A 23,316-nucleotide genomic window follows, 5' to 3' on the forward strand; every position below is an offset into this window, starting at 1 on the left:
AAAAATTTTTAAAAACATATTTTATTATATAAAATAAAAATTATTATAAAAATATAAATATATAATAAATCTTAATTCATTAATTTTTAAAAAAATATTTATTTAAATTTCATAAAATTAAATAATTTATTTAAAAATTATTTTTAATAAATCCATTTTACATTAAAATATAATTACAAAAACAGAAAAATTTATATTTTAAATTCTTAATATCTTTATAATACATAATTTCAAAAATAAATAATATAAAAATATTTTTATAAAATTATTATATCTTTATTAAGATAGTGATACTTTTATATATTTTATAAAATTTTTTATTCTAAATAAAGATTTTTCTTTACCTAAAAAATAAATAATTTGATTAATTCCTATAGAATGAATTTTTCCAATCAAAGCTAAACGTATAGGAATTATAATATCCTTTAATGAAATACTTAAACTTAAAGATATATTTTTTATTATATTTAAAATTATATTTAAATTCCAATCTTTTAATACTAAAATTTTATTATATACTATTTCTAAAATATTTAATGTATTAAAATTTAAATAATTATTAATATCATCAGGATAAATAATTTTATTATCTTTAATATAAAAATGTGAAATTAAATCAAATAAATTTTGAATAGTATAACTATGTGGTAAAAAATTTTTTATCAATTTATCTAAATCTAGTCCTAAAGTATCATTTAAATTATTTTTTTTAAAATAATATAAAATCATTTTTTTAATATATTTTTTATGAGAAAGATTCATATAATATTTGTTAATCCAAAGTAATTTATTTAAATCAAAAATACTAGAAGATTTTGTAATTGATTTTAAATTAAATAATTGAATCATCTCTGGAATACTAAAAATTTCTTTATTACCATGAGACCAACCTAATCTTAAAATATAATTTAAAATAGCTTCTGGTAAATATCCTAATTTTTTATAAGTTAAAATTTTAGTTGAATTATCTCTTTTTGAAAAATTTTTTTTATCACTATTCATAACCATAGATAAATGAGCATATGAAGGTATTTTAGCTTGAAGAACTTTTAAAATATTTATTTGACGTGGAGTATTATTAATATGATCTTCACCTCTAATAATATGAGTAATTTTTGAATCAATATCATCAATTACAACACAAAAATTATATGTTGGAATTCCATTTTCTCTTTGAATAATTAAATCATCTAATTCAGAATTATTAAATTGAATTTTTCCTCGAATTATATCATTAAAAGATACTGTTCCATTAATAGGATTTTTAAATCTAATTACATATTTATTTAAACTATTAAAATTATTACCTAAATTTCTACATCTACCATCGTACCTTGGTTTTTCTTTCTCAAAAATTTTTTTTTTTTTCATAGTAAGTAATGTATCATTATCACAATAACATTTATATGCAAATCCTTTTTTTAACATATATAATATAATTTCTTGATAATATTTTATTTTTTTACTTTGAAAAAAAGGACCTTCATTCCAATTTAATTTTAACCATTTTAATGTATGAAAAATATTTTTAGTAAAAATAGATTTAGATCTTTTTTTATCAGTATCTTCTATTCTTAAAACAAAAATTCCGTTATTTTTTTTAGCATATAACCAAGAATATAAAGCTGTTCGAATATTTCCAAAATGTAAATTCCCAGTTGGACTAGGTGCAAAACGTGTTTTTATAATCATATTATCTCTTCTTATAAATAAATATTATTGTATTTTTTAATAAAAATATTATATAATAAAATAAAAATTTTTAAAATTTTAAAAATAATTATAATATCAAATTTCTTAATATAAGTTATTAAAATCTAGTTATAACAAGGGTGATTAGCTCAGTTGGTAGAGCGCCTCTCTTACACGGAGGAAGTCGGCGGTTCAAGTCCGTCATTACCCAAATTTTTTATGGGTCGTTAGCTCAGTTGGTAGAGCAGTTGACTTTTAATCAATTGGTCGCAGGTTCAAATCCTGCACGACCCAATTTAAAAATTATATTTTAGAAAATATTTTTAAAACTTTATCTTCAGTAAGAATCTTTTTTTTAAAATTAATTGCATATATAAATTTTTTTCCAGGATTTTTACCTAAGATAACTAAATCAATATTTTTTGAAATATAATTTTTTACTATTCCACCTAAATTCTCTAATTTTTCTTTCATTTCTATTCTAGAAAAATTTTTTAATTGACCTGTAATTAAAATATTTTTTTGATAAAAAATAGATTTTTTAATTGTTAAAGATTGATTTTTTTTAGATACAACTTTAATATTAAAATTATTAATTAATTGATCAATAATATTTAAATTATTAGAATTAGATAAAAAATTTATTAAATTTTGATATATTAATTCTCCAATCCCAGGAATATTTAAAATATTTTTTTTTTGTATTTTTAATAAATTTTTTAAAGATCTATAAGAACTAGCTAAATTATATGAAACACTTTTTCCAATTCCTTTAATTCCAAAAGAAAAAATAAATTTTTCTAAAGTAATATATTTAAATTTTTTAAAAGAATTTAAAATATTATTTGCAGTTTTTTGACCAACATTATTTAAAGATTTTAATGTTGTAAAATTTAATTTAAAAAAATCTATTGGACTACGAAAATTATTTTTTTTAATTAATTGATTAATTATATGAGGACTTAAACCTTTAATTTTAAAAGCATTTTTAGAAAAAAAATGAATTATTTTTTTTTGTATTTGTGGAAGACAAAAAAAACTATTAGTACAATAAAAATTATTTTCTTTTGAACATGATTTTAAAACAGATAAACAAGAAGGACATTTTTTTGGAAATAAAACTTTTTTATTTAAAATTGTATTAGTATCATATTTTTTTTTTTTTAAAATTTTTGGTATAACATCTCCTGCTCTGCATATAAAAATTCTATCTCCAATACATAAATCTAATTTTTTTAATTCTTTATTATTATAAATAGATGCTTTTTTTATTTTTATTCCAGAAATATTTACTGATTTAAAATACCCTACAGGTGTAATAACACCAGTTCTTCCAACCTGAAATTTTACTTTTAAAAGTTTAGTTTCTTGAACTTCATTTGGAAATTTATACGCAATCGCCCAACGTGGAGAACGAGAAATTAAACCAATTTTTTTTCTTAATTTTAATGAATCTACTTTTATTACAATACCATCTATTTCAAATTTTAATGTAGATCTTAAATTCTTAATTTTTTTAAAAAAATTAAGAATTTTATTTTTAGAAGAACATAATAATATTTGAGTACTTATATTAAAACCCCAATTTTTTATTTTTAATAAATTTAAATAATAACTATCAATATTTTTAAAATAATTAAATAATTCAAATCCATGACAAATAAATAATAATTTTTTTTTTAATTCAAATTCTAAATTTTTTCTACGTAACAATCCAGATGCTAAATTACGTGCATTAGAAAACTTACTATGATTAATAATATTATTTTGTTTATTTAAAGATAAAAAATCTTTTTTTAAAATAAAAAGTTCACCTCTAATTTCCATTATTTTAGGAAAATTTTTGCCATGTAAAACTAATGGAATCGATTTAATAAAAAATACATTTTTTGTTACATCTTCTCCTTTTTTTCCATCTCCTCGTGTTGAAGCTTGTTTTAATACTCCATTTATATAAATCAAATTTACTGCTACACCATCAAATTTAAATTCACAACAAAAACGTATTTTTTTTTTATTTGAAAAAGATAACATTTTTTTATAAAAATTTAAAAATTTTTTTTTATTAAATATGTTTTCTAAAGATAACATTGGAGTTAAATGATTTATAAATTTAGATTTTTTAAAAATAGATGAACCAATTAAATAAGTAGGGGAATTAATAAATTTTTTATAATTTATTTTTTTTTCAAGATTTTTTAATTTATTTAATAAATAATCATATTTTATATCAGAAATAATTGGTTTATCTAAACAAAAATATAAATAATTATGATAAGTGATTTGATTTTGCAAATTTTTTATTTTTTTAATTATTTTATTCATAGAAAATTTAAAAATTACTAAATGTTATATTTATTATATATTATTTTTAATAAAAAAATTTAATATTATTTAAACTTATTTTTTGATCTTTTTTATTATCAGTCTTTTATTTAAAAAATATTTTATTTAGAAAATATTTTTTTTAAACAATATTGAAAACGTTTAATTTAAAAATTAATAAAAAATTTTTAAAATACATTCTTTATTTTTTTTTTCAGAATTTAAATATTAATGTTAATATAGATGATTTAATTTTTAAAAAAATTCAAATATATTATAAAATTAAATAAAAAATTTATTATATAAATTATATAAACTTTATAATTAAGGATAAGCTCATTATGTTTCAAAAAAAAATACATATTAATTCTCCTAATGGATTACATACAAGACCTGCAGCACAACTAGTACAAAAAGCAAAAAAATATGTTTCAAACATTACAATAATTTCAAACGGAAAAAAAGCTAGCGCTAAAAGTTTATTTAAACTACAAACATTAGGAATTACTAAAGGAAGCACTATAATTTTGTCTGCTGAAGGAAAAGACGAAAAAGAAGCTATTAATAAATTATCTGATTTTATAAAAACACTTATATAAAATAAAAATTTTTCTATAAACTAAATTTTAATTCATAATTCTAAATTAAATTTTATTCAAAAAAATTTTATTTATCACTTTTATTATTTATTATATTCAATGGTAATGTCATGATTTCAGGAATTTCAGCATCACCAGGCATTGTTTTTGGAACAGCACTTCTATTTAAAGAAAAAAAAATTAAAATTAATAAAAACAAAATATCTGATAAAAATATTCAAATAGAAATTAATAAATTCTTTCAAGCTAGAAAAAAATCATCTCAACAACTTTGTGAAATAAAAAATCAAGCAAAAAAAAAATTCGGAAAAAAAAAATCTTCAATATTCAAAGGTCATATATTATTACTTGAAGATGAAGAATTAGAAACAGAAATTATTTCTTTAATTAAAAAAAAAAAAATTACAGCAGATTTTGCTATAGAAAAAATTATTCAAGAACAAATTCAAACTTTAGAAGATTTAAAAGATGAATATTTAAAAAATCGATCTATAGATATAAGAGATATAGGTAATAGATTATTAAAAAATATTCTTCATATTCCAATAATTGATTTAAATAATATAAAAAAAAAAGTTATTTTAATTACTAAAGATTTAACTCCATCTCAAACCACACAAATGAATTTAAAAAAAATTATAGGATTCATTACAGATTTAGGAGGAGTTACTTCACATACTTCAATTATGGCAAGATCTTTAGAAATACCTGCAATTGTTGGCACTAAAAATATTACAAAAAAAGTTCAAAACGGAGATTTTCTAATTTTAGATAGCGTTCACAATAAAATTATAATTAATCCTTCAGAAACACAAATAAAATACTTTAAAATAGAAAAAAAAAAATATTTTAATATACAAAAGAAATTAAAATTATTAAAAAATCTTCCTGCAATTACAATAGATGGAAAAAAAATAGAAATTGGATCAAATATTGGAAATTATAAAGATTCTATTCATGCTAAAAAATATGGTGCTGAATCCATTGGTTTATATCGTACAGAATTTTTATTTATGGGAAGAAATAATTTACCTTCAGAAGAAGAACAATTTCAAGCTTATAAATCTATAGCTGAAAAAATGCATGGAAAAAGTATTATTATTAGAACAATGGATATAGGAGGAGATAAAAACTTATCTTATATAAAATTTCCTAAAGAAGATAATCCTTTTCTAGGATGGAGAGCCATTAGAGTTTCTATTGATAATATAAATATTTTACATGATCAGATTCGAGCAATATTAAGAGCTTCAGCTTTTGGAAAACTAAAAATAATGTTTCCAATGATTATCTCAATGGAAGAAATTTCTTATTTAAAAAAAGAAGTTCAAAAAATTAAAAATCAATTAAATAAAGAAAATATTATTTTTGATAAAAATATTAAAATAGGTATTATGATAGAAACTCCTGCATCCGCTATTATTTCAAAACATTTAATTCAAAAAGTAGATTTCTTTAGTATTGGAACAAATGATCTTACACAATATACATTAGCCGTAGATCGTGGAAATGAAACAATTTCAAAATTATATCAACCTATAAGTCCTTCTATATTATACCTTATTAATAAAGTTATTACTGCATCACATAAAGCTAAAAAATGGACAGGTATATGTGGAGAATTAGCAAGTAATATAGAAATTACTGCATTATTAGTAGGTATGGGAATTGATGAACTCAGTATGAGTTCAATTTCTATTCCAATAATAAAAAACATTATCAGAAAAATAAATTTCAAAAAAGCAAAAAAATTAGCAAAATCAGTGTTAAAAGAAAATAAAATAGAAAAAATTCAAAATCTTATTAAAAATTTCAATAAAAAAGAAAATTTATTATGATAAAAAGGAGAATCTAATGAACTTTATTTCAAATTTTTTTAAAAAAAAAGATTCTCATTTAAATAAAAAAATTAAAATTATTGCTCCTATTTCAGGAAAAATAATACCTATTGAAAAAGTACCAGATATAGTTTTCGCTCAAAAAGTAGTAGGAGATGGAGTAGCAATTAAACCTACAAGTAAATATATTGTTTCTCCTATAGATGGAAAATTAGGTACAATTTTTAAAACATTACATGCGTTTTCTATTGAATCTATAGAGGGGGTGCAAATTTTTGTACATTTTGGAATTGATACAGTGAAACTAAAAGGTAAGGGTTTTAAAGCTTATGCAAAAGAAGGACAAATAGTTAAAAAAGGAGATATAATTTTAAAAGTGAATTTAAAACTACTAAAAAAAACTGCAAAATCTTTAATTACTCCTATAATTATATCTAATGTAGAAAAAATAAAAATTATAGAAAAAAAAGAAGGTATGATTATTGCTGGAAAAAGTGTAATTATGTATGTTCATAAAAAATAAAAAAAAAATCATTTAAACGGCGTTTAAACGCCGTTTTAAAAAAAAAATTTAATAAATTCAAAAAAATTTTGTTTATAAATTTTGTTATTATAATGTATTTTAAAAATATTTCACTTTAATAAAAATACTTTTGATCTATAAATATCTAAAATAAATATTCTTAACCGTGTTAATTCTTGTTTAATTAAATATCCTTTAAATCCTTCTTTTATAATAAATTTTATAGGAATAGAATTAATAATTAAAAAAATAATTTTAAAAAAACAACTAATATAATTTTTTTTATAAATATGTATACATTTAGAAAAAAATATACAATATTCACTTAAAATAGAAATTTTAAGAAGTTTAGATGGATCTCTCCAAATATCCATACGATTAAATAAATTTACTATTTCTTTAGAAGTAATAAAAAAAATGTTATGCAAAAAAAAATAATTTTTTGCAACAATATATGATAATTTTCGAATTGAAAGTGGAATATCTAATCTAAGAAACATATTTTTTATTAAATCAGATTGATAAATGCTGTCCTGATTTAAAAAATCTTTTTGATAAAATTTTTTATAATAAATAAAAAACTGACAAAAAAAAGCAAATCTCATATCAATAGATTTATTTTTTTTTGCAAAATTAGATAACGAAAATAAAAAATGATCTCCTAAGTTTTTAATACTATAAAAATAGTAATTTTTTTTAATTTTATATAAATTATTAATTTCTGGAAATAAAATAGATAGTGCATGACATTTTTTTAAAGTTAAAAAATATACATGAGGAGAATATGTTAATAATGCTTTTTTTGTTTCGTTCCAAACTCTATGAGAAGTTAAAAAAGATAATTCTCCATTTTTTACAATAATATTCATTAATCTCATAGTGTCTTTATCTATTTGAAATCCTAAATGCGCTAATTGAGCAGCAAATCTTGCTACTCTTAAAACTCTCAAAGGATCTTCTTGAAAAGATTCAGAAATATGTTTTAATAATCTTAATTTAATATGTTGGATTCCATTTGTAGGATCAATAAAATTTCCATACTTATCTTGTGCTATAGCATTAATTGTAAGATCTCTTCTCAATAAATCTTCATGTAAAGTAACTGTTTTTGAATAATTAGTTTTAAAACCAGTATAACCTACATTATACTTTTTTTCAGTTCTAGCTAATGCATATTCTTCAAAAGTTTCTGGATGTAAAAAAACAGGAAAATCTTTTCCTACTTGTTTAAAATTTTTTTTTAATAATTCTTTAGGAGTAGATCCTACTACTACCCAATCTCTATCTTTAATAGGTAATTTTAAAAAATAATCTCGAACAGCTCCTCCTACTAAATAAATTTTCATTAATTATCCTATATTTTATATATAAACAAATGATTTTTATATAATAATGAAAAATTTTATTAATTTAAAATAAAATATAAAATTATAAATTTAAAAATATCATAGTGTAACAATAAAAAATATGCTAAAATTTTTGTCTGAAAAAATAAACTATACATAATTTTATAAATTAAATTTTTTTATAAGGTATATTATGTCTTTATTCTCTAAATTCGGTAATTTTAAAAAACGAGTTAAAAATGCAATTTCTGATTTAAAAAACAACAAAGGAATTATTATTATAGACGATAAAAACAGAGAAAATGAAAGTGATTTAGTATTTTCAGCTGAAACTATGACTACAAAACAAATGGCTTTTATGATTAGATATGGAAGTGGAATAGTATGTTTATGTATTACAGATAAAAAAAGAAAAAAATTAGATCTACCTATGATGGTCAAAAATAATACTAATAATTATAAAACAGGATTTACAATAAGTATAGAATCTGCAAAAGATATTACAACTGGTGTATCTGCTCAAGATAGATTAAAAACTATTAAAACAGCAATTGCATCAAATGCTCAACCTCATCATTTGAATAAACCAGGACATATATTTCCATTAAGGGCTCATGTTAAAGGAATAAAATATAGACCAGGACATACAGAATCATCTATAGAAATAATGAAACTTGCTGGATTTAGAAAATATAGTGTTATCTGCGAATTAACTAAAAAAAATGGTTCAATGTTTCGTATTGAAGACAGTTTAAAATTTTCAAAAATACATAATATACAAATAGTTTTTATTAAAGATATTATAAAATATTTATCTTTAAAAAAAAATATTTAATTATTACTCATAAATTTTCCATTTTGGAAAAACTTTGATATCATAATCATTTTCTATTTGATTTAATTTAAATTTTAACATTCCAGTATATGCTATCATAGCTCCATTATCAGTACAAAATTCTGGTCTAGAAAAAAACACTTCTCCTTGATATTTTTTTATCATATTTTGTAGTTTTCTTCTTAATTCTTTATTAGCACTTACTCCTCCAGAAACTACTAAACGATTAATATTTTTTATCTTAATAGCAGTTTCACATTTACTTACTAAAACATCTGTAATAGATTGTTCAAATGCTTTTGCCACATCTGCTTTAAATTGAAAATTTAAATTTTTTTTTTTATTTATAAAATTAATCACAGAAGTTTTTAAACCTGAAAAACTAAAATTTAAATTTTTTTGTTGTATCATAGGTTTTGGAAAAACATATTTATTTAAAACCCCAAATTTAGATATTTTAGAAATTTCAGGACCACCTGGATAATTTAAATTTAAATTTTTTGATATTTTATCAAAAGCTTCACCAGCTGCATCATCTATAGATTTACCTAATAAACTATATTTTCCAAAAGAATGAGCATAAATTATTTCTGTATGTTTACCAGAAACTAATAAAGTTAAAAAAGGAAAAATAGGACATCTGTTTTCCATCATTACAGATAATAAATGCGCTTCCATATGATTAATGATAATAGTAGGTATATTTAAAGAATATGCTAAAGAACTACTAAAAGTTGCACCTACCAATAAAGAACCTACTAATCCTGGACCAGCAGTATAAGCTATTGCATTAATATTTTTTATATCATTTTTTTTTTTAAATATATTTTTAACTAAAGAAAAAATATTTGATAAATGTTCTCTAGAAGCTATTTCTGGAATAATTCCACCAAATTTATTATGAATATCTACTTGACTAAATACTTTATTAATCATTAATCCATAATAATCATCATAAACAGCAATGCCTGTTTCATCACAAGAAGTTTCAATTCCTAAAATTCTCATCTTTTATTATCCTAATATAATATTTTTTGAATATAACTGATTTAAAACTATAAATTTGATAAACTATTCTATACGAAACATATCTAAAAATATTAAAAATAAAATCAAAATATGCCAATAATAAAAATTCGTGAAAATGAACCATTTGATGTTGCTTTAAGACGTTTTAAAAGATCTTGTGAAAAAGCAGGAATTTTAGCAGAAATTCGAAGAAGAGAATGTTATGAAAAACCTACTACAAGACGTAAACGTGCAAAAGCTTCTGCTATAAAAAGATTAACAAAAAAATTATCTAGAGAAAATCTAAAAAGAAAAAAAATGTATTAAATAAATTTTAATAAAATATTATTTTAACCGTTCATATTAACATACGAACGGTTAACAAATTTTTCATAAAAATTTCCTTTTAATGAGGCATATGATTCGAAAAATTCCAAAATCATTTATTAATGAATTATTATTAAAAACTAATATTGTAGATTTAATACAATCTAAAATTAATTTACAAAAAAAAGGTAAAAATTACCAAACAAAATGCCCTTTTCATGAAGAAAAAACACCTTCATTTGTTGTAAGCTACGAAAAACAATTTTATCATTGTTTTGGGTGTCATGTACATGGAAATGCAATTGATTTTTTAATAAATTATGATGGTTTAAATTTTATAGAATGTATAGAAGAACTATCAATTTTAAACAATATTAATATTCCATTTAAAAAAAATAATTCTACTATTGAAAAAATATATTATCATAGAAAAAATTTATATGAATTAATGAATAATATATCCTACATATATCACAAAAATATTTTCAATAAAAATTCAATAAAAGCTTTAAAATATATAAAATCTAGAAAAATAAAAAATAAAATTATAAAATTATTTCTAATAGGATATTCTAATAAAAATACACTTAATAAAATTCTTAATACTCAATTAAAAATTTATACTAAAGAAAATATAATTCAAACTGGAATAGCTAATATAAATTATTTAGGTCAAATATATGATAAATTTAATCAAAGAATAATATTACCTATACGCGACAAATATGGAAGAATTCATGGTTTTGGAGGAAGATCTTTAAAAAAAGATAAATTTCCTAAATATATAAATTCTCAAGAAACAGAAATTTTTCATAAAAAAAAAATTATTTATGGTTTATATGAAATTAAAAGTATAAAAAAAAATATCGAATATTTAATTGTTGTAGAAGGATATTTTGATGTTATTTTACTTACTCAATTTAAAATTACAAATGTTATTTCTATTTTAGGAACAGCATGCACCAAAGAACATTTTAAAATTTTATTTAATATAACTAAAACAATTATATTTTGTTATGATGGAGATACTGCAGGAAAAAAAGCATCTTGGAATACCTTAATAAATTCTTTACCATATTTATATGAAGATCGTAATATTAAATTTATTTTTCTTTCAAAAAATGAAGATCCAGATTCTTTTATAAAAAAAAAAGGTACTCAAGCGTTTCAAAAAAAAATAAAAAAATCTATATATATGTCAGAATATTTATTTCAATATCTTATAAAAAAATATAATCTGAATACAATAGAAGGTAAAAAAGATTTTATTTATAATGCTATATCTTTAATTAAAAAAATTCGTAGCCATACTTACAAATTATTTTTATATAAATTGTTAGGAAAAAAAGTTGGAATATTAGATGAAAATTATTTTAATATTTTTTTAAAAAAAAAATATAAAAATAATTATTCAAAAAAAAAAAAATATAGTTTAATGAAAATTCTTATTAGTCTTATTATTCAAAATCCAAAATTACATATATTAATTAAAAAAGAAAAAATTTCTAAAATAAAATATAAAGGAATAAAAATTTTTACTAATATTCTTAAAAAATGTTATAAAAATCCTCAAATTAATACTGGATTTTTATTAGAACAATATAGAGAAAAAAAAATATATTTAATTTTAAAATATTTATCTATATGGAATCATATGATTTCAAAAAAAAAAATAAAAAAAACATTTTTAGAATTAATTAATTCTTTGTATATAAAATCATTAAAAAATAAATTAAATAAATTATTATTAAAAGAACAAAATCAAGGTTTAAATTATAAAGAAAAAAATAAGTTTTGGTTAATTAATAAAAAAATAATTAAAAAATATAGCAAAAATTCTATTAAAAATTTTTTATTATTATAATTAATCATTATTACTTATTTTATACAATCAAAACTTCCTCAATTTAAAATTTATAAAATGGACATTATCTTATGGATAAAAACCAAAAATCGAAGCTGAAAGCGCTTATTACTTATGGTAAAGAGCAAGGATTTTTAACTTTTGCTGAGATTAACGATCATTTACCAGAAGATATGATTGATTCAGAACAAATTGAAGATATCATTCAAATTATTAATGATATGGGAATTCAAGTAGTAGAAAAAATGCCTGATTCAGATGATTTAATTTTAAATCATTCTAATAATACAGATGAAGAAGTAGTAGAAGCTGCTACACAAGTATTATCTAATGTTGAAACAGAATTAGTACGTACAACAGATCCAATACGTATGTATATGAGAGAAATGGGTACAGTAGAATTATTAACACGAGAAGGAGAAATAAAAATAGCAAAAAAAATAGAAGAAGGTATTAAACAAATTCAATCTTCAGTATCAGAATATCCAAAATCTATACAATATCTTTTAAAAAAATATAATCAAATAAAATCTGGAAAAATAAAAGTTTCTGATGTAATTACAGGATTTTTAGATCAAAATATTGAATATAAATATACTAATATTAAAAATAATAATTTTAATTTAGAGATAAACGACATAAATGAAAATTTTCAAAAAGAAAATAAAAAAAATGCAGAAGAAGAATTTATTGATAAAAAATTAATGAAAAAAAAATTTTCTGAATTGAAAAATCAATATATTTTAACAAAAAAAATTATTAAAGAAAAAAACACAAATTATAAAGATTATATTCAAGAAAAAAAAAAATTATCTAAAATTTTTAAACAATTTAAATTAGCTCCAAAACAATTTAATTATTTAAAAAAAAGTATGCGTTATATCATTAAAAAAATTCGTGTACATGAAAATATTCTTATGAAATTATGTGTAGATAAATGTCACGTTCCAAAAAAAATTTTTATAAAATTATTTTTAGGAAACGAAACAAATCAAAAATGGTTACTTATAATTAAAAAAATGAATTTAATATGGTCTAAAAAAATTCATAAATTAGAAAAAAATATTCAATATAGAATAAATAAATTAATTAAAATAGAAAAAAAATGTCAATTAAAAATTCATCAAATTAAAAAAATTAATAAAAAAATTATTCTTGGAGAAAGAAAAGCTAAATACGCAAAAAAAGAAATGGTTGAAGCTAATTTAAGATTAGTCATTTCTATTGCAAAAAAATATACAAATAGAGGTTTACAATTTTTAGATTTAATACAAGAAGGAAATATTGGTTTAATGAAAGCAGTAGATAAATTTGAATACCGAAGAGGATATAAATTTTCTACTTATGCAACGTGGTGGATTAGACAAGCAATAACTAGATCAATAGCAGATCAAGCTAGAACAATTAGAATACCAGTACATATGATAGAAACTATTAACAAACTTAATAGAATTTCTAGACAAATTTTACAAGAAATTGGTCGCGAACCAACACCAGAAGAATTATCTGAAAAAATGTTAATTTCAGAAGATAAAATTAGAAAAGTATTAAAAATTGCTAAAGAACCCATTTCTATGGAAACTCCAATAGGAGATGACGAAGATTCTCATTTAGGAGATTTTATTGAAGATACTACATTAGAATTACCTTTAGAATCTGCTACCTCTAAAAGTTTAAAAAATGCAACTCATAATATTTTATCTAGTTTAACTCCTAGAGAAGCGAAAGTATTACGTATGAGATTCGGAATTGATATGAATACAGATCATACATTAGAAGAAGTAGGTAAACAATTTGATGTTACAAGAGAAAGAATTCGACAAATTGAAGCAAAAGCATTAAGAAAATTAAGACATCCAAGTCGATCTGAAATATTAAAAAGCTTTTTAGATAATTAATAAATTAAAATATTTTTATAAAAAAATTCTAAAAATATCGTTAACAATAATTAAATGTGATTATTGTTAACAGAATAATTTCAAATTTTAAAAAAAAAATTTAATATAAATATAATATTGAACATTAATCTTTAAGATCATTTTTAGATTGAATTTTACTAAAAGCTAAATCAAAATTAACAGGTTCTAAATTTAATTGAGGAAAACCTCCTTTAGATGTTAAACTAGAAATATTTTCTCTTACATAAGGAAACAAAATACTAGGACAATATGCATTTAAACAATGAGGTAATTCTATTTTTTTAATTCCTTGAATATAAAAAATTCCAGCTTGATTTACTTCACATAAAAATACTAATTTACGTTCAATATTTACTTTTACAGTAACTCTTAATACTACTTCAAATAAATTTTCTTCTAATTTATCAGAAATAGTATTTAAATCACAAGAAATTTTTGGATTCCATGTTTTTTTAAAAATTTTTGGTGCATATGGAGATTCAAAAGAAACATCCTTAATATAGATTTTTTGAATATGAAACTTTCTTATTTTTGATTCTTTTTTAATTTTTTCTTCTAACATAAATAACCTCTAATAAGTTATTAATATTTTTATTGATATAATTAATAATTAATATTAAAAAATATTTTAAAATTAAATTATTTCCTACATATTAAAGGTAATGTTTTTATATTCCATTTTTTTAATCCATCTTTTAAAATAAATAAATTTTTAAAATTATTTTTATAAAAAATATCTATACAATCTTGTAAAAAAATATTATTGTCAGACACAAAAACAATATTTTTAGTTTTAAAAGAATTTAATTTATTTAAATTATAGCTATAAATTTTCTTTAAAGGAATATTTATAGAATTTGGAATAAAACCTTTCAAAAATTTTTTTTTTGAACGCACATCAATAATAATTGAAGACTTATTATTTATAAATAATTTAACATGATTGATATCAATTAATTTTGCTTTTGAAAATAATTTTTGAGTAATAGAAGAAATTATCGAAAAAAGCAATACTAACCATATAGAAAAAAGAAATAAATGACTATGTATAAAATATAAAAAATTTTTCATTTGACATCCTATTAAAATTATTTTAAACAATATATATTTTATTTAAATTTTTATAAAATATTAAATAATTTATATAAATTACTTAAAAAAAATTAATTTTTTATTAAATAAAATATTTTATACATTTTATTAAAAAATTACTAAAAATTATATAGAAATATTTTTTAGAATTTGTTTTTTAGATCTAGATATTGCTTTTAATATCTGTTTTTTTGATGTACCACCACGAGACATTTTTTTTTCTAAACAATTATTTAAATTAATATATTTATAAACATCTTTACTAAATAATTTTGAAAACTTTCTAAATTCAGATAAATCTAATTCAGATAAAAGTTTTTTATTTGAAATGGCATATAACACTATTTTTCCAGATAAATGATGTGAATCTCTAAAACTCATTCCTTTACACACTAAATAGTCTGCTAAATCAGTAGAATTTGTATATCCTTTCTCAGCAGATTTATAACATTTAGAAATATTTACTTTTAAACCTAATAAAACTATTTTAGACATATTTAAACAAGATTCCCAAACCTTTAAAGAATCAAATAAATTTTTTTTATCTTCTTGCATATCTTTATTATATGCTAATGGTAATCCCTTTAACAAAACAAGAATATTTACTAAAGAACCATATACATTTCCAGTTTTTCCTCTAATTAATTCTAATGCATCTGGATTTTTTTTTTGAGGCATTAAAGAAGATCCTGAAGTTACTTCATCTGATAATTCAATAAAATTACATTCTCCGGAATTAAAAAAAATTAAATCTTCTGAAAATCTAGATAAATGCATCATTCCTATAGAAGCAATAGATAATAATTCTACTACATAATCTCTGTCAGAAACACTATCTAAACTATTATTAGTAACTTTAGAAAAACCCATCAAAGAAGCTAATTTTTTTCTATTAATTTTCCAACCTGTTCCAGATAAAGCGCCTGAACCTAAAGGACTAATATTTACACGTTTAAAACAATCATTTAATCTAGAAAAATCTCTTTGTATCATTTCAAAATAAGCTAAACACCAATGTGAAAAAATAATTGGTTGAGCTTGTTGTAAATGTGTATATCCGGGAAAAATAGATGAAATATTATTTTCAGATAAATTTACTAAAGATTCTTGTAATCTAATAATATTCTTTTTTAAAGAATTAATTTTTTCTTTTACCCATAATCTTAAATCAGTTGTAACTTGATCATTTCGACTTCTACCAGTATGTAATTTTTTTCCAATATCTCCTAAAAGATAAATTAATTTTTCTTCTACCCAAGAATGTATATCTTCGGCTTCACTTAATAAAATTTTTTTAGGATCTTGTTTAATTTCTTGAAAAATCAAATTCAAAGTTGTTTCTAATTGTTTTTGTTCATAATCTTTAATAATATTACTTTCTAAAAGAATTTTAGACCAAGCGATAGAAGCTTGTATATCTTGCTTAACTAAAATATAATCAATTCTTAAAGAATTATTAAAATTTTTAAAAAAACTATTAGATTTTTTTAAAAATCTTCCACCCCAAAGCGCCATATTAATATTTCCATTACAATTTTAAAAAGATTAGTTGTATAAAATTATTTTTTTAGAGCACGAATCTTAGAAGATAAAGAAAAAAGATTAATAAATCCAGAAGCATCAGATTGTTTATATACAGAATCTTGTCCAAAAGTTGAATAAGATTTAGAATATAATGAATATAATGATTTTTTTTGTACTGCAGATACAACACCTTTATATAATTTTAAAACTACTTCACCAGTTACTACTTTAGATAAAGAATTAGAAGAAGATTGAATAGATTTTCTTAAAGGTGTAAACCAACGACCATCATAAATAATATGAGACATCTCTAATGCTAACTTTTCTCTCCATTTCATAGAATCTTTATCTAAAACTAATTGTTCAATTGCTCTAATTGCATGATACATAATTGTTCCACCAGGAGTTTCATAACAACCTCGAGATTTTAATCCAACTAATCTATTTTCTACTATATCTACTCTCCCAATTCCATGTATTGAACCAATTTTATTTAATTGTTCTAAACATTCTATAGGATTTTTTATTGTATTGTTTATAGAGATTACACAACCGTTCTTTATATATAAAGAAATATATTCAGGTTGATTTGGAGCATCTTCTGGATCATTTGTCCATACCCAACAATCTTTTCCTGCTTGATTCCATAAATCTTCTAATATACCTCCTTCTGTAGAAATATGAAAAATATTTTCATCTCTACTATAAATTTTTTTTAAAGTAGCAGTAGTAGAAATATTTTTTTTACATAAATATTGCAATAAATCCTCACGAGATTTAAAATTCCATTTTCTCCATGGAGCAATTATTTTTAATTCAGGAGCTAAAGTAGAATAAGTCATTTCAAATCTTACTTGATCATTACCTTTTCCTGTAGCACCATGAGCCACAGCAATAGCTCCAATTTCTTTAGCTAAATTTACTTGAGCTTGAGCAATAATTGGTCTTGCAATTGCAGTACCTAATAAATACATTCCTTCATATAAAGAACCTATTTTTAATAACGGATAAACATAGTTTTTAACAAATTTTTCTCTTAAATCAACAATTTTACATCCAATTGCTCCTGATTTTATAGCTTTTTCTTTAATACCATATAAATCATCTTTAGATTGTCCTATATTAACTACTAAAGCAAATATATCTAAATTATAATTTTCTTGAATCCAAGGAATAATTGCTGATGTATCTAAACCACCAGAATATGCTAAAACAACTGTTTTCTTTTTCAAAACTTTGTCTCCAAAAATTTTATATAAAAAGATTTTTAAAAATTTTCTTTAAATATTATTAAATAAATATTTTTATAATAATTTGAAAAAAAATCAATATTAAAGTAGAAATTTTTTAATATATTAAAATTTGATATATGAAATATAATTTATTTAATAAAATTATTATATTTAAAAACTATAAATTATTACAAATAGAATATATAAAATCTGATTTATTTAAAGTATATAAATGAAAATCATAAACTCCTTCTTTGTATAAAGATTGTATCATATTAATTGCTAGCTGATATCCTATTTTATATTTCTCATTTACACTTTGATTTGATTTTAAATATAAATCTTTTATCCAATTTGGAACATATATATTTGAAAGTAAACAAAACTTATATACTTGATTAAAATCCTTAATAGGTAATATTCCAGGTATAATTTTTGCTGTAATACCAACACCTAAACATCTATCTCTAAATCTTAAAAAATTATCTATATCAAAAAAAAATTGAGTAATAGCTTGATGAGCTCCAGATTCAATTTTATCTTTCAAATACATTAAATCACTTTGTAAACTTTTAGATTCTGGGTGAATTTCAGGATAAGCTGCAACAGATATTTTAAAATCAGCAATTTTTTTCAATAATATAACTAAATCTTTAGCATACATTTTTATTTTAGTATTTTTATCAGGATAATCCCCACGAAGTGCTAAAATATGTTTAATTCCATTTTTCCAATATTTTACAGCAATTTTTTTTAATTGTGATTTATTTTCATGAACACAAGTCATATGAGGCATAGAAGTTATTTTTGTATAACTTTTTAATTTTTTTACGAAATTATATGTATTATCTTTATTTCCATTATTAGCTCCATAAGTCACTGACATAAAAATAGGATTCAAAGAACTTAATTTTTTAATAGAAAACCAAAATAATTGATTTAAATCTAGTTTTGAAGGTGGAAAAAATTCAAAAGAAAGATTAATTTTATTTAAAATTGATGAATAATTTTTATATTTATTTTTCATAAAATGTTTATTTAACAAGTTCATTAATTTATTCTCACAATAATTAATAATTTCAAATAATACATCATAAAGAATTTAAAATTATATTAATTTTTTATAGAAATTTATAAATATACAAAACTTAAAATATATAAAAATATTTAATATAAATATTTTATCATAATATAAAAATATTAATAATATTATTAAAATTTAAAAAAATTATTATAAAAAAATTTTTTTTATATAACATTGTAATTAAATTTAATATATTTAAAATATTAAAAATTAACTATATAAAAACACTTTAAAAATTATTTAAATTTCTGAAAACATACTTAAATTATTTAAAGAAAAATATTTAAGTATTTGATTTTTTTAAAAAAAAAAAGTAAAATATAGAATTAATTTAAAATATTTAATTAAAATTTTATTTTTTTTAAATATTTATATTAATTTTTAGTTGCCGGCTTAGCTCAATAGGTAGAGCAACTGACTTGTAATCAGTAGGTCACCAGTTCGATTCCGGTAGCCGGCATAAAATTAAAAATTTTAATTTATACAAAAATTATTAAAAAGGTGGGATTCCCGAGCGGCCAAAGGGAGCAGACTGTAAATCTGACGTCTTAGACTTCGAAGGTTCGAATCCTTCTCCCACCATAAAAAAATATATGCGAGCATGGTATAAAGGATATTACCTCAACCTTCCAAGTTGATAATGTGGGTTCAATTCCCACTGTTCGCTCAATTCTATTATAATTTTTTTAAAAAAAAACAAAATAAAATAAAATAGCTGGTATGGCTTAGTGGATTAAAGCACACCCTTGGTAAGGGTGAGATCCCCAGTTCAAATCTGGGTATCAGCATAAAATTATTTTATAAATTTAAATTTATAAAATTTTATTTTTTAGGATTTCTAATGAAATCTAATATTTTCAATAAAATCAACTTCATTCTTAAAAAAAAAATCAATATTCTCATTATCACGACTATTATTTTTATCACTTTCTTTTTAAAAAGATATTATTGTTTATCTAACAACAATCAATACATTAATTTCTTTATTTTCTTAATGTGTATAATATTAATTATTTCAATTTTTAATAAATATTTTTTTAATATAAAAAATATTTTTCAAGAAATTAATTATGAAAGAAAAAACATTACTTGGGCTACAAAAAAAGAAACTTTATATACAACACTAATTATAATTTTAATTAGTTCATTAATATCAATAATATTATGGTGTTTAGATAACATAATATTTTATATTATCTCTTTAATCACATCTGTTAAATAAAATATAGGTCATTCAATGAAAATTGAATCTCAAAAAAAAAAAAATGGTATGCAATACAAATTTATTCAGGATTCGAAAACAAAGTAGTTCAATCTATAAAAGATCATATAAAACAAAAAAATATTAAAAATATATTTGGAAAAATTATGATTCCTTCAGAAGAAGTTATAGAAATTAAAAAAGGAAAAAGAAAAAAAAGTGAATATAAATTTTTTCCAGGATATGTTTTAATACAAATGATTATAAACGATTTTAGTTGGTATTTAATAAAAAGTATACCTAAAGTAATTGGATTTATTGGAGGATCTCCAGATAAGCCATTTCCAATTAACAATCAAGAAATTCAAAAAATAAAAAATAAACTTCGTCAAATTGGAAATAAACCTAGACCTAAAACATTATTTGAACCAGGAGAAAATATTCGAGTCAATAGTGGTCCATTCTCAGATTTTAATGGAATTGTAGAAACAATTGATTATGATAAAAATAGATTAAAAGTTTCAATATCTATATTTGGAAGATCTACACCAGTAGAGTTAGATTTCAACCAAGTAGAAAAAAATACATAAAACTATTAATAAAAAGAGAATCTTTATGTCAAAAAAAATAACAGCATATATAAAATTACAAATTCCAGCAGGTCAAGCTAATCCTAGTCCACCAGTAGGACCAGCATTAGGTCAAAAAGGATTAAATATAATGGATTTTTGTAAAAAATTTAATTCTGAAACTAATAAATTAGAAAAAGGATTACCTATACCTGTATTAATTAGTGTATTTTCTGATAAAACATTTACATTTATTACAAAAACACCTCCAGCATCTATACTATTAAAAAAATACGCAGGGATTAAAACTGGATCTCAAAAACCTAAAAATGATTTTGTTGGCACAATTAAAAGATCTCAAATAGAAGAAATAGCTAAAATAAAAGAACCAGATACAACTGGTGCAAACTTAGATAAAATTAGTAAATCTATTATAGGAACAGCTAAATCTATGGGTTTAAAAATTGAAGAAAATTCTTAAAAAATATGAAAAATCAAAATTCTAAAATATATAAAAATCAAATTAATATACAAAAAATAGAAAATGCTATTTTAAATTTAAAAAAAAACTCTAAAAGAAAATTTATTGAAAGTTTTGACGTAGCAATCATGTTAGGAATTAATGCTAAAAAAACTGATCAAAACGTTAGAGGTTCTACAACACTACCACATGGAACAGGAAAAAAAATTCAAGTAGCAGTATTCGCTCATGGAAAACAAGCAGAAAATGCAAAAAAAGCTGGAGCTGAATATATTGGTATGGAAGATTTATCACAAAAAATAAAAAAAAATAAAATTAAATTCGATGTGACTGTAGCAACACCTGAATCTATGAAAATAGTAAGTTTATTAGGATCAATTCTAGGTCCAAAAGGACTTATGCCAAGTTATAAATTAGGAACTATTACATCAAACATTTTTGAAATAGTTCAAAAAATCAAAAATGGACAAATAAGATATAAAAATGATAAAAATGGAATTATACATACTTCTATAGGAAAAACAAGTTTTTCTGAAATTCAAATTAAAGAAAATTTAATACATCTTATTAATTCTTTAAAAAAAAACAAACCTTCTAAATCTAAAGGAATATATATAAAAAAAATATTTTTAACGACTACGATGGGACGATCTATTGAACTAGAAAAAAATTTTTTAGAATAAAATTATTAAATCTTTTTTTTAAATCTTATATACCCTAGTTTCTTAATTAATTTTATATATTTTAGTAAGAAATTAGGTTTTTTATTTTTTTTTTTGAGATGTCATTTTAATAAAACATAAATAAAACTTCTAAATTTTATAAAAAATTTTTAAAATATTTATAAAAATTTCTTATTATAATAATTATAAAGGATTTCTAAAAAAAAATCTAGGAGTAAAAATGTCAGTCAATCTTCAAAAAAAAAAAACAATTATTCAAAAAATTAAAAAAATATCAAAAAAATCATTATCTGCAGTAGTAGCAAATTCAACTCAAATTAATGTAAATCAAATCAATATATTACGTAAACAAGCTAGACAAAATGGAGTAAAAATAAATGTTGTAAAAAATACTTTATTAAAACGAGCAATTGAAAATACACCTTTTCAATGTTTACAAAAAACATTAAAAAATTTTACTTTAATTGCTCATTCAATAGAACATCCTGGAAGTGCAGCAAAATTATTATATTTATTTTCTAAAGAAAATAAAACTTTTAAAATCAAAGGAGCTTCATTCGAAGGAAAATTTATTGATCCAAAAAATATAGAAAAATTAGCTTCAATACCTACATATAAAGAATCTATACAAAAACTGATTTTCATTTTAAAAGAAGCAGCAATTGGAAAATTTATACGTATTTTAACATCAATTAAAATACAAAAAGAAAAAAATTAGAATAAATTTTATTTATACTAGGAAAAAAAATGTCAATTAGTCAAAAAGAAATATTAAAAACAGTATCAAAAATGTCCGTAATGGAAATTATGGATTTAATTAAATCTATGGAGAAAAAATTTGATGTATCTTCTATTATACCAGTAAATAATACTCCAGAAATTAAAAAAGTAGAAGAAAAATCAGAATTTAACGTTCATATTAAATCTATAGGAAAGAATAAAGTTTCTGTAATACGTGCTGTTAGAAGTTTAACTAGTTTAGGTTTAAAAGAAGCAAAAGATTTAGTAGAATCAGCTCCAGTATTATTAAAAGAAAAAGTTAATAAAGAAGAAGCGGAATCTTTAAAAAAAACTTTAGAAACTGCTGGAGCTGAAATTGAAATTAAATAATAAAGAAATTTTCTAGTTTAGTAAAAAATTAAATTCAGCTGGTGAAATTATTCACCAGCATAAA

The 23,316-nt window shown here is 20.3% G+C and carries 22 protein-coding genes and 6 tRNA genes; 19 read left to right on the forward strand and 9 right to left on the reverse strand.

Annotation, left to right across the window (positions count from 1 at the left end; all coding sequences use genetic code 11):
* Positions 1 to 279: 279 nt before the first annotated feature.
* Positions 280 to 1,692, reverse strand: coding sequence for a glutamate--tRNA ligase (gene gltX / locus LDP12_RS00005; RefSeq protein WP_265226249.1), 1,413 nt, complete (start codon positions 1,690 to 1,692; stop codon positions 280 to 282).
* A gap of 138 nt (positions 1,693 to 1,830) precedes the next feature.
* Here gltX and LDP12_RS00010 point away from each other — a divergent pair.
* Together LDP12_RS00010 and LDP12_RS00015 are read left to right on the forward strand one after the other, a co-directional pair.
* A tRNA-Val gene (locus LDP12_RS00010) sits at positions 1,831 to 1,903 on the forward strand.
* Positions 1,904 to 1,913: 10 nt separating this feature from the next.
* Positions 1,914 to 1,986 (forward strand) — tRNA-Lys (locus LDP12_RS00015).
* 9 nt (positions 1,987 to 1,995) lie between these two features.
* Here the strand turns inward: LDP12_RS00015 and ligA are convergent.
* A complete protein-coding gene (gene ligA / locus LDP12_RS00020; protein ID WP_265226250.1) occupies positions 1,996 to 4,017 on the reverse strand; it encodes an NAD-dependent DNA ligase LigA in 2,022 nt (673 codons plus the stop codon).
* A 341-nt stretch (positions 4,018 to 4,358) separates the two neighbouring features.
* Between ligA and LDP12_RS00025 the strand changes: the two genes are divergently transcribed.
* The 3 genes from LDP12_RS00025 to crr all read left to right on the forward strand — a co-directional run bounded on the left by LDP12_RS00025 (position 4,359) and on the right by crr (position 6,977).
* Entirely contained in the window at positions 4,359 to 4,616 is a 258-nt protein-coding gene (locus LDP12_RS00025; protein ID WP_265226251.1) for an HPr family phosphocarrier protein, read from the forward strand.
* A 110-nt stretch (positions 4,617 to 4,726) separates the two neighbouring features.
* Entirely contained in the window at positions 4,727 to 6,454 is a 1,728-nt protein-coding gene (gene ptsI, locus LDP12_RS00030; protein WP_265226252.1) for a phosphoenolpyruvate-protein phosphotransferase PtsI, read from the forward strand.
* 16 nt (positions 6,455 to 6,470) lie between these two features.
* On the forward strand, positions 6,471 to 6,977 hold the full coding sequence (gene crr / locus LDP12_RS00035) for a PTS glucose transporter subunit IIA (RefSeq protein WP_265226253.1): 507 nt from the start codon (positions 6,471 to 6,473) through the stop codon (positions 6,975 to 6,977).
* A gap of 110 nt (positions 6,978 to 7,087) precedes the next feature.
* Here the strand turns inward: crr and LDP12_RS00040 are convergent, their stop codons facing one another.
* A complete protein-coding gene (locus LDP12_RS00040; protein WP_265226257.1) occupies positions 7,088 to 8,323 on the reverse strand; it encodes a tRNA CCA-pyrophosphorylase in 1,236 nt (411 codons plus the stop codon).
* A gap of 193 nt (positions 8,324 to 8,516) precedes the next feature.
* On the opposite strand from LDP12_RS00040, the gene ribB reads away from it, so the two are divergent.
* Positions 8,517 to 9,158, forward strand: coding sequence for a 3,4-dihydroxy-2-butanone-4-phosphate synthase (gene ribB, locus LDP12_RS00045; RefSeq protein ID WP_265226258.1), 642 nt, complete (start codon positions 8,517 to 8,519; stop codon positions 9,156 to 9,158).
* Positions 9,159 to 9,161: 3 nt separating this feature from the next.
* Here ribB and tsaD read toward each other — a convergent pair whose 3' ends face one another.
* Positions 9,162 to 10,166 (reverse strand): tRNA (adenosine(37)-N6)-threonylcarbamoyltransferase complex transferase subunit TsaD, encoded by a 1,005-nt coding sequence (tsaD, locus tag LDP12_RS00050; RefSeq protein WP_265226259.1) that lies wholly within the window; start codon positions 10,164 to 10,166, stop codon positions 9,162 to 9,164.
* A gap of 111 nt (positions 10,167 to 10,277) precedes the next feature.
* On the opposite strand from tsaD, the gene rpsU reads away from it, so the two are divergent.
* From rpsU to rpoD, 3 genes are all read left to right on the forward strand, one after another.
* A complete protein-coding gene (gene rpsU, locus LDP12_RS00055; protein WP_265226262.1) occupies positions 10,278 to 10,493 on the forward strand; it encodes a 30S ribosomal protein S21 in 216 nt (71 codons plus the stop codon).
* Between the two features lie 91 nt (positions 10,494 to 10,584).
* Complete coding sequence (dnaG, locus tag LDP12_RS00060; protein WP_265226266.1) at positions 10,585 to 12,357, forward strand: DNA primase; 1,773 nt, start codon at positions 10,585 to 10,587, stop codon at positions 12,355 to 12,357.
* Positions 12,358 to 12,428: 71 nt separating this feature from the next.
* On the forward strand, positions 12,429 to 14,255 hold the full coding sequence (gene rpoD, locus LDP12_RS00065; protein ID WP_265226268.1) for an RNA polymerase sigma factor RpoD: 1,827 nt from the start codon (positions 12,429 to 12,431) through the stop codon (positions 14,253 to 14,255).
* A gap of 124 nt (positions 14,256 to 14,379) precedes the next feature.
* On the opposite strand, the gene secB is transcribed toward rpoD, so the two are convergent.
* The 5 genes from secB to metF form a co-directional block, all read right to left on the reverse strand.
* Positions 14,380 to 14,838, reverse strand: coding sequence for a protein-export chaperone SecB (gene secB, locus LDP12_RS00070; protein ID WP_265226269.1), 459 nt, complete (start codon positions 14,836 to 14,838; stop codon positions 14,380 to 14,382).
* Positions 14,839 to 14,915: 77 nt separating this feature from the next.
* The gene (locus LDP12_RS00075; RefSeq protein ID WP_265226270.1) at positions 14,916 to 15,347 is read right to left on the reverse strand and encodes a rhodanese-like domain-containing protein; all 432 of its coding nucleotides are present in this window, start codon (positions 15,345 to 15,347) and stop codon (positions 14,916 to 14,918) included.
* A 147-nt stretch (positions 15,348 to 15,494) separates the two neighbouring features.
* The gene (gene argH / locus LDP12_RS00080; protein ID WP_265226276.1) at positions 15,495 to 16,883 is read right to left on the reverse strand and encodes an argininosuccinate lyase; all 1,389 of its coding nucleotides are present in this window, start codon (positions 16,881 to 16,883) and stop codon (positions 15,495 to 15,497) included.
* Between the two features lie 44 nt (positions 16,884 to 16,927).
* Positions 16,928 to 18,124 carry an argininosuccinate synthase gene (locus LDP12_RS00085; RefSeq protein ID WP_265226277.1) on the reverse strand — a complete coding sequence of 399 codons (1,197 nt, stop codon included), beginning with the start codon at positions 18,122 to 18,124 and terminating at the stop codon, positions 16,928 to 16,930.
* Between the two features lie 178 nt (positions 18,125 to 18,302).
* Positions 18,303 to 19,175 (reverse strand): methylenetetrahydrofolate reductase [NAD(P)H], encoded by an 873-nt coding sequence (gene metF / locus LDP12_RS00090; protein WP_265226279.1) that lies wholly within the window; start codon positions 19,173 to 19,175, stop codon positions 18,303 to 18,305.
* Between the two features lie 420 nt (positions 19,176 to 19,595).
* Here metF and LDP12_RS00095 point away from each other — a divergent pair.
* From LDP12_RS00095 to rplL, 10 genes are all read left to right on the forward strand, one after another.
* Positions 19,596 to 19,668, forward strand: a tRNA-Thr gene (locus LDP12_RS00095).
* Between the two features lie 40 nt (positions 19,669 to 19,708).
* A tRNA-Tyr gene (locus tag LDP12_RS00100) sits at positions 19,709 to 19,790 on the forward strand.
* Between the two features lie 13 nt (positions 19,791 to 19,803).
* Positions 19,804 to 19,875, forward strand: a tRNA-Gly gene (locus tag LDP12_RS00105).
* 47 nt (positions 19,876 to 19,922) lie between these two features.
* A tRNA-Thr gene (locus tag LDP12_RS00110) sits at positions 19,923 to 19,996 on the forward strand.
* A 53-nt stretch (positions 19,997 to 20,049) separates the two neighbouring features.
* Positions 20,050 to 20,430: a preprotein translocase subunit SecE gene (gene secE / locus LDP12_RS00115; RefSeq protein ID WP_265226281.1), complete on the forward strand. Its 381-nt coding sequence runs from the start codon at positions 20,050 to 20,052 to the stop codon at positions 20,428 to 20,430.
* Positions 20,431 to 20,456: 26 nt separating this feature from the next.
* A complete protein-coding gene (nusG, locus tag LDP12_RS00120; RefSeq protein ID WP_265226550.1) occupies positions 20,457 to 20,999 on the forward strand; it encodes a transcription termination/antitermination protein NusG in 543 nt (180 codons plus the stop codon).
* A 25-nt stretch (positions 21,000 to 21,024) separates the two neighbouring features.
* Positions 21,025 to 21,459 carry a 50S ribosomal protein L11 gene (gene rplK / locus LDP12_RS00125; RefSeq protein ID WP_265226282.1) on the forward strand — a complete coding sequence of 145 codons (435 nt, stop codon included), beginning with the start codon at positions 21,025 to 21,027 and terminating at the stop codon, positions 21,457 to 21,459.
* Between the two features lie 5 nt (positions 21,460 to 21,464).
* Positions 21,465 to 22,142, forward strand: coding sequence for a 50S ribosomal protein L1 (gene rplA, locus LDP12_RS00130; RefSeq protein WP_265226288.1), 678 nt, complete (start codon positions 21,465 to 21,467; stop codon positions 22,140 to 22,142).
* Between the two features lie 220 nt (positions 22,143 to 22,362).
* The gene (rplJ, locus tag LDP12_RS00135; RefSeq protein ID WP_265226289.1) at positions 22,363 to 22,860 is read left to right on the forward strand and encodes a 50S ribosomal protein L10; all 498 of its coding nucleotides are present in this window, start codon (positions 22,363 to 22,365) and stop codon (positions 22,858 to 22,860) included.
* A 29-nt stretch (positions 22,861 to 22,889) separates the two neighbouring features.
* Positions 22,890 to 23,252 carry a 50S ribosomal protein L7/L12 gene (gene rplL, locus LDP12_RS00140; protein ID WP_265226290.1) on the forward strand — a complete coding sequence of 121 codons (363 nt, stop codon included), beginning with the start codon at positions 22,890 to 22,892 and terminating at the stop codon, positions 23,250 to 23,252.
* The last annotated feature ends 64 nt before the right edge of the window (positions 23,253 to 23,316 follow it).

Source organism: Buchnera aphidicola (Chaitophorus viminalis), from assembly GCF_026122795.1.
GTDB lineage: Bacteria > Pseudomonadota > Gammaproteobacteria > Enterobacterales > Enterobacteriaceae > Buchnera_J > Buchnera_J aphidicola_BK.

Excerpts from the sequence above, each read along its gene's own strand:
- rplA (WP_265226288.1), top strand. The coding sequence starts at position 21,465 with ATGAAAAATCAAAATTCTAAAATATATAAAAATCAAATTAATATACAA.
- secB (WP_265226269.1), bottom strand. The coding sequence starts at position 14,838 with ATGTTAGAAGAAAAAATTAAAAAAGAATCAAAAATAAGAAAGTTTCAT.
- ribB (WP_265226258.1), top strand. The coding sequence starts at position 8,517 with ATGTCTTTATTCTCTAAATTCGGTAATTTTAAAAAACGAGTTAAAAAT.
- LDP12_RS00025 (WP_265226251.1), top strand. The coding sequence starts at position 4,359 with ATGTTTCAAAAAAAAATACATATTAATTCTCCTAATGGATTACATACA.
- argH (WP_265226276.1), bottom strand. The coding sequence starts at position 16,883 with ATGGCGCTTTGGGGTGGAAGATTTTTAAAAAAATCTAATAGTTTTTTT.
- LDP12_RS00075 (WP_265226270.1), bottom strand. The coding sequence starts at position 15,347 with ATGAAAAATTTTTTATATTTTATACATAGTCATTTATTTCTTTTTTCT.
- ligA (WP_265226250.1), bottom strand. The coding sequence starts at position 4,017 with ATGAATAAAATAATTAAAAAAATAAAAAATTTGCAAAATCAAATCACT.
- LDP12_RS00040 (WP_265226257.1), bottom strand. The coding sequence starts at position 8,323 with ATGAAAATTTATTTAGTAGGAGGAGCTGTTCGAGATTATTTTTTAAAA.
- secE (WP_265226281.1), top strand. The coding sequence starts at position 20,050 with ATGAAATCTAATATTTTCAATAAAATCAACTTCATTCTTAAAAAAAAA.
- tsaD (WP_265226259.1), bottom strand. The coding sequence starts at position 10,166 with ATGAGAATTTTAGGAATTGAAACTTCTTGTGATGAAACAGGCATTGCT.
- metF (WP_265226279.1), bottom strand. The coding sequence starts at position 19,175 with ATGAACTTGTTAAATAAACATTTTATGAAAAATAAATATAAAAATTAT.
- ptsI (WP_265226252.1), top strand. The coding sequence starts at position 4,727 with ATGATTTCAGGAATTTCAGCATCACCAGGCATTGTTTTTGGAACAGCA.
- rpsU (WP_265226262.1), top strand. The coding sequence starts at position 10,278 with ATGCCAATAATAAAAATTCGTGAAAATGAACCATTTGATGTTGCTTTA.
- rpoD (WP_265226268.1), top strand. The coding sequence starts at position 12,429 with ATGGATAAAAACCAAAAATCGAAGCTGAAAGCGCTTATTACTTATGGT.
- dnaG (WP_265226266.1), top strand. The coding sequence starts at position 10,585 with ATGATTCGAAAAATTCCAAAATCATTTATTAATGAATTATTATTAAAA.
- crr (WP_265226253.1), top strand. The coding sequence starts at position 6,471 with ATGAACTTTATTTCAAATTTTTTTAAAAAAAAAGATTCTCATTTAAAT.
- rplK (WP_265226282.1), top strand. The coding sequence starts at position 21,025 with ATGTCAAAAAAAATAACAGCATATATAAAATTACAAATTCCAGCAGGT.
- rplJ (WP_265226289.1), top strand. The coding sequence starts at position 22,363 with ATGTCAGTCAATCTTCAAAAAAAAAAAACAATTATTCAAAAAATTAAA.
- gltX (WP_265226249.1), bottom strand. The coding sequence starts at position 1,692 with ATGATTATAAAAACACGTTTTGCACCTAGTCCAACTGGGAATTTACAT.
- rplL (WP_265226290.1), top strand. The coding sequence starts at position 22,890 with ATGTCAATTAGTCAAAAAGAAATATTAAAAACAGTATCAAAAATGTCC.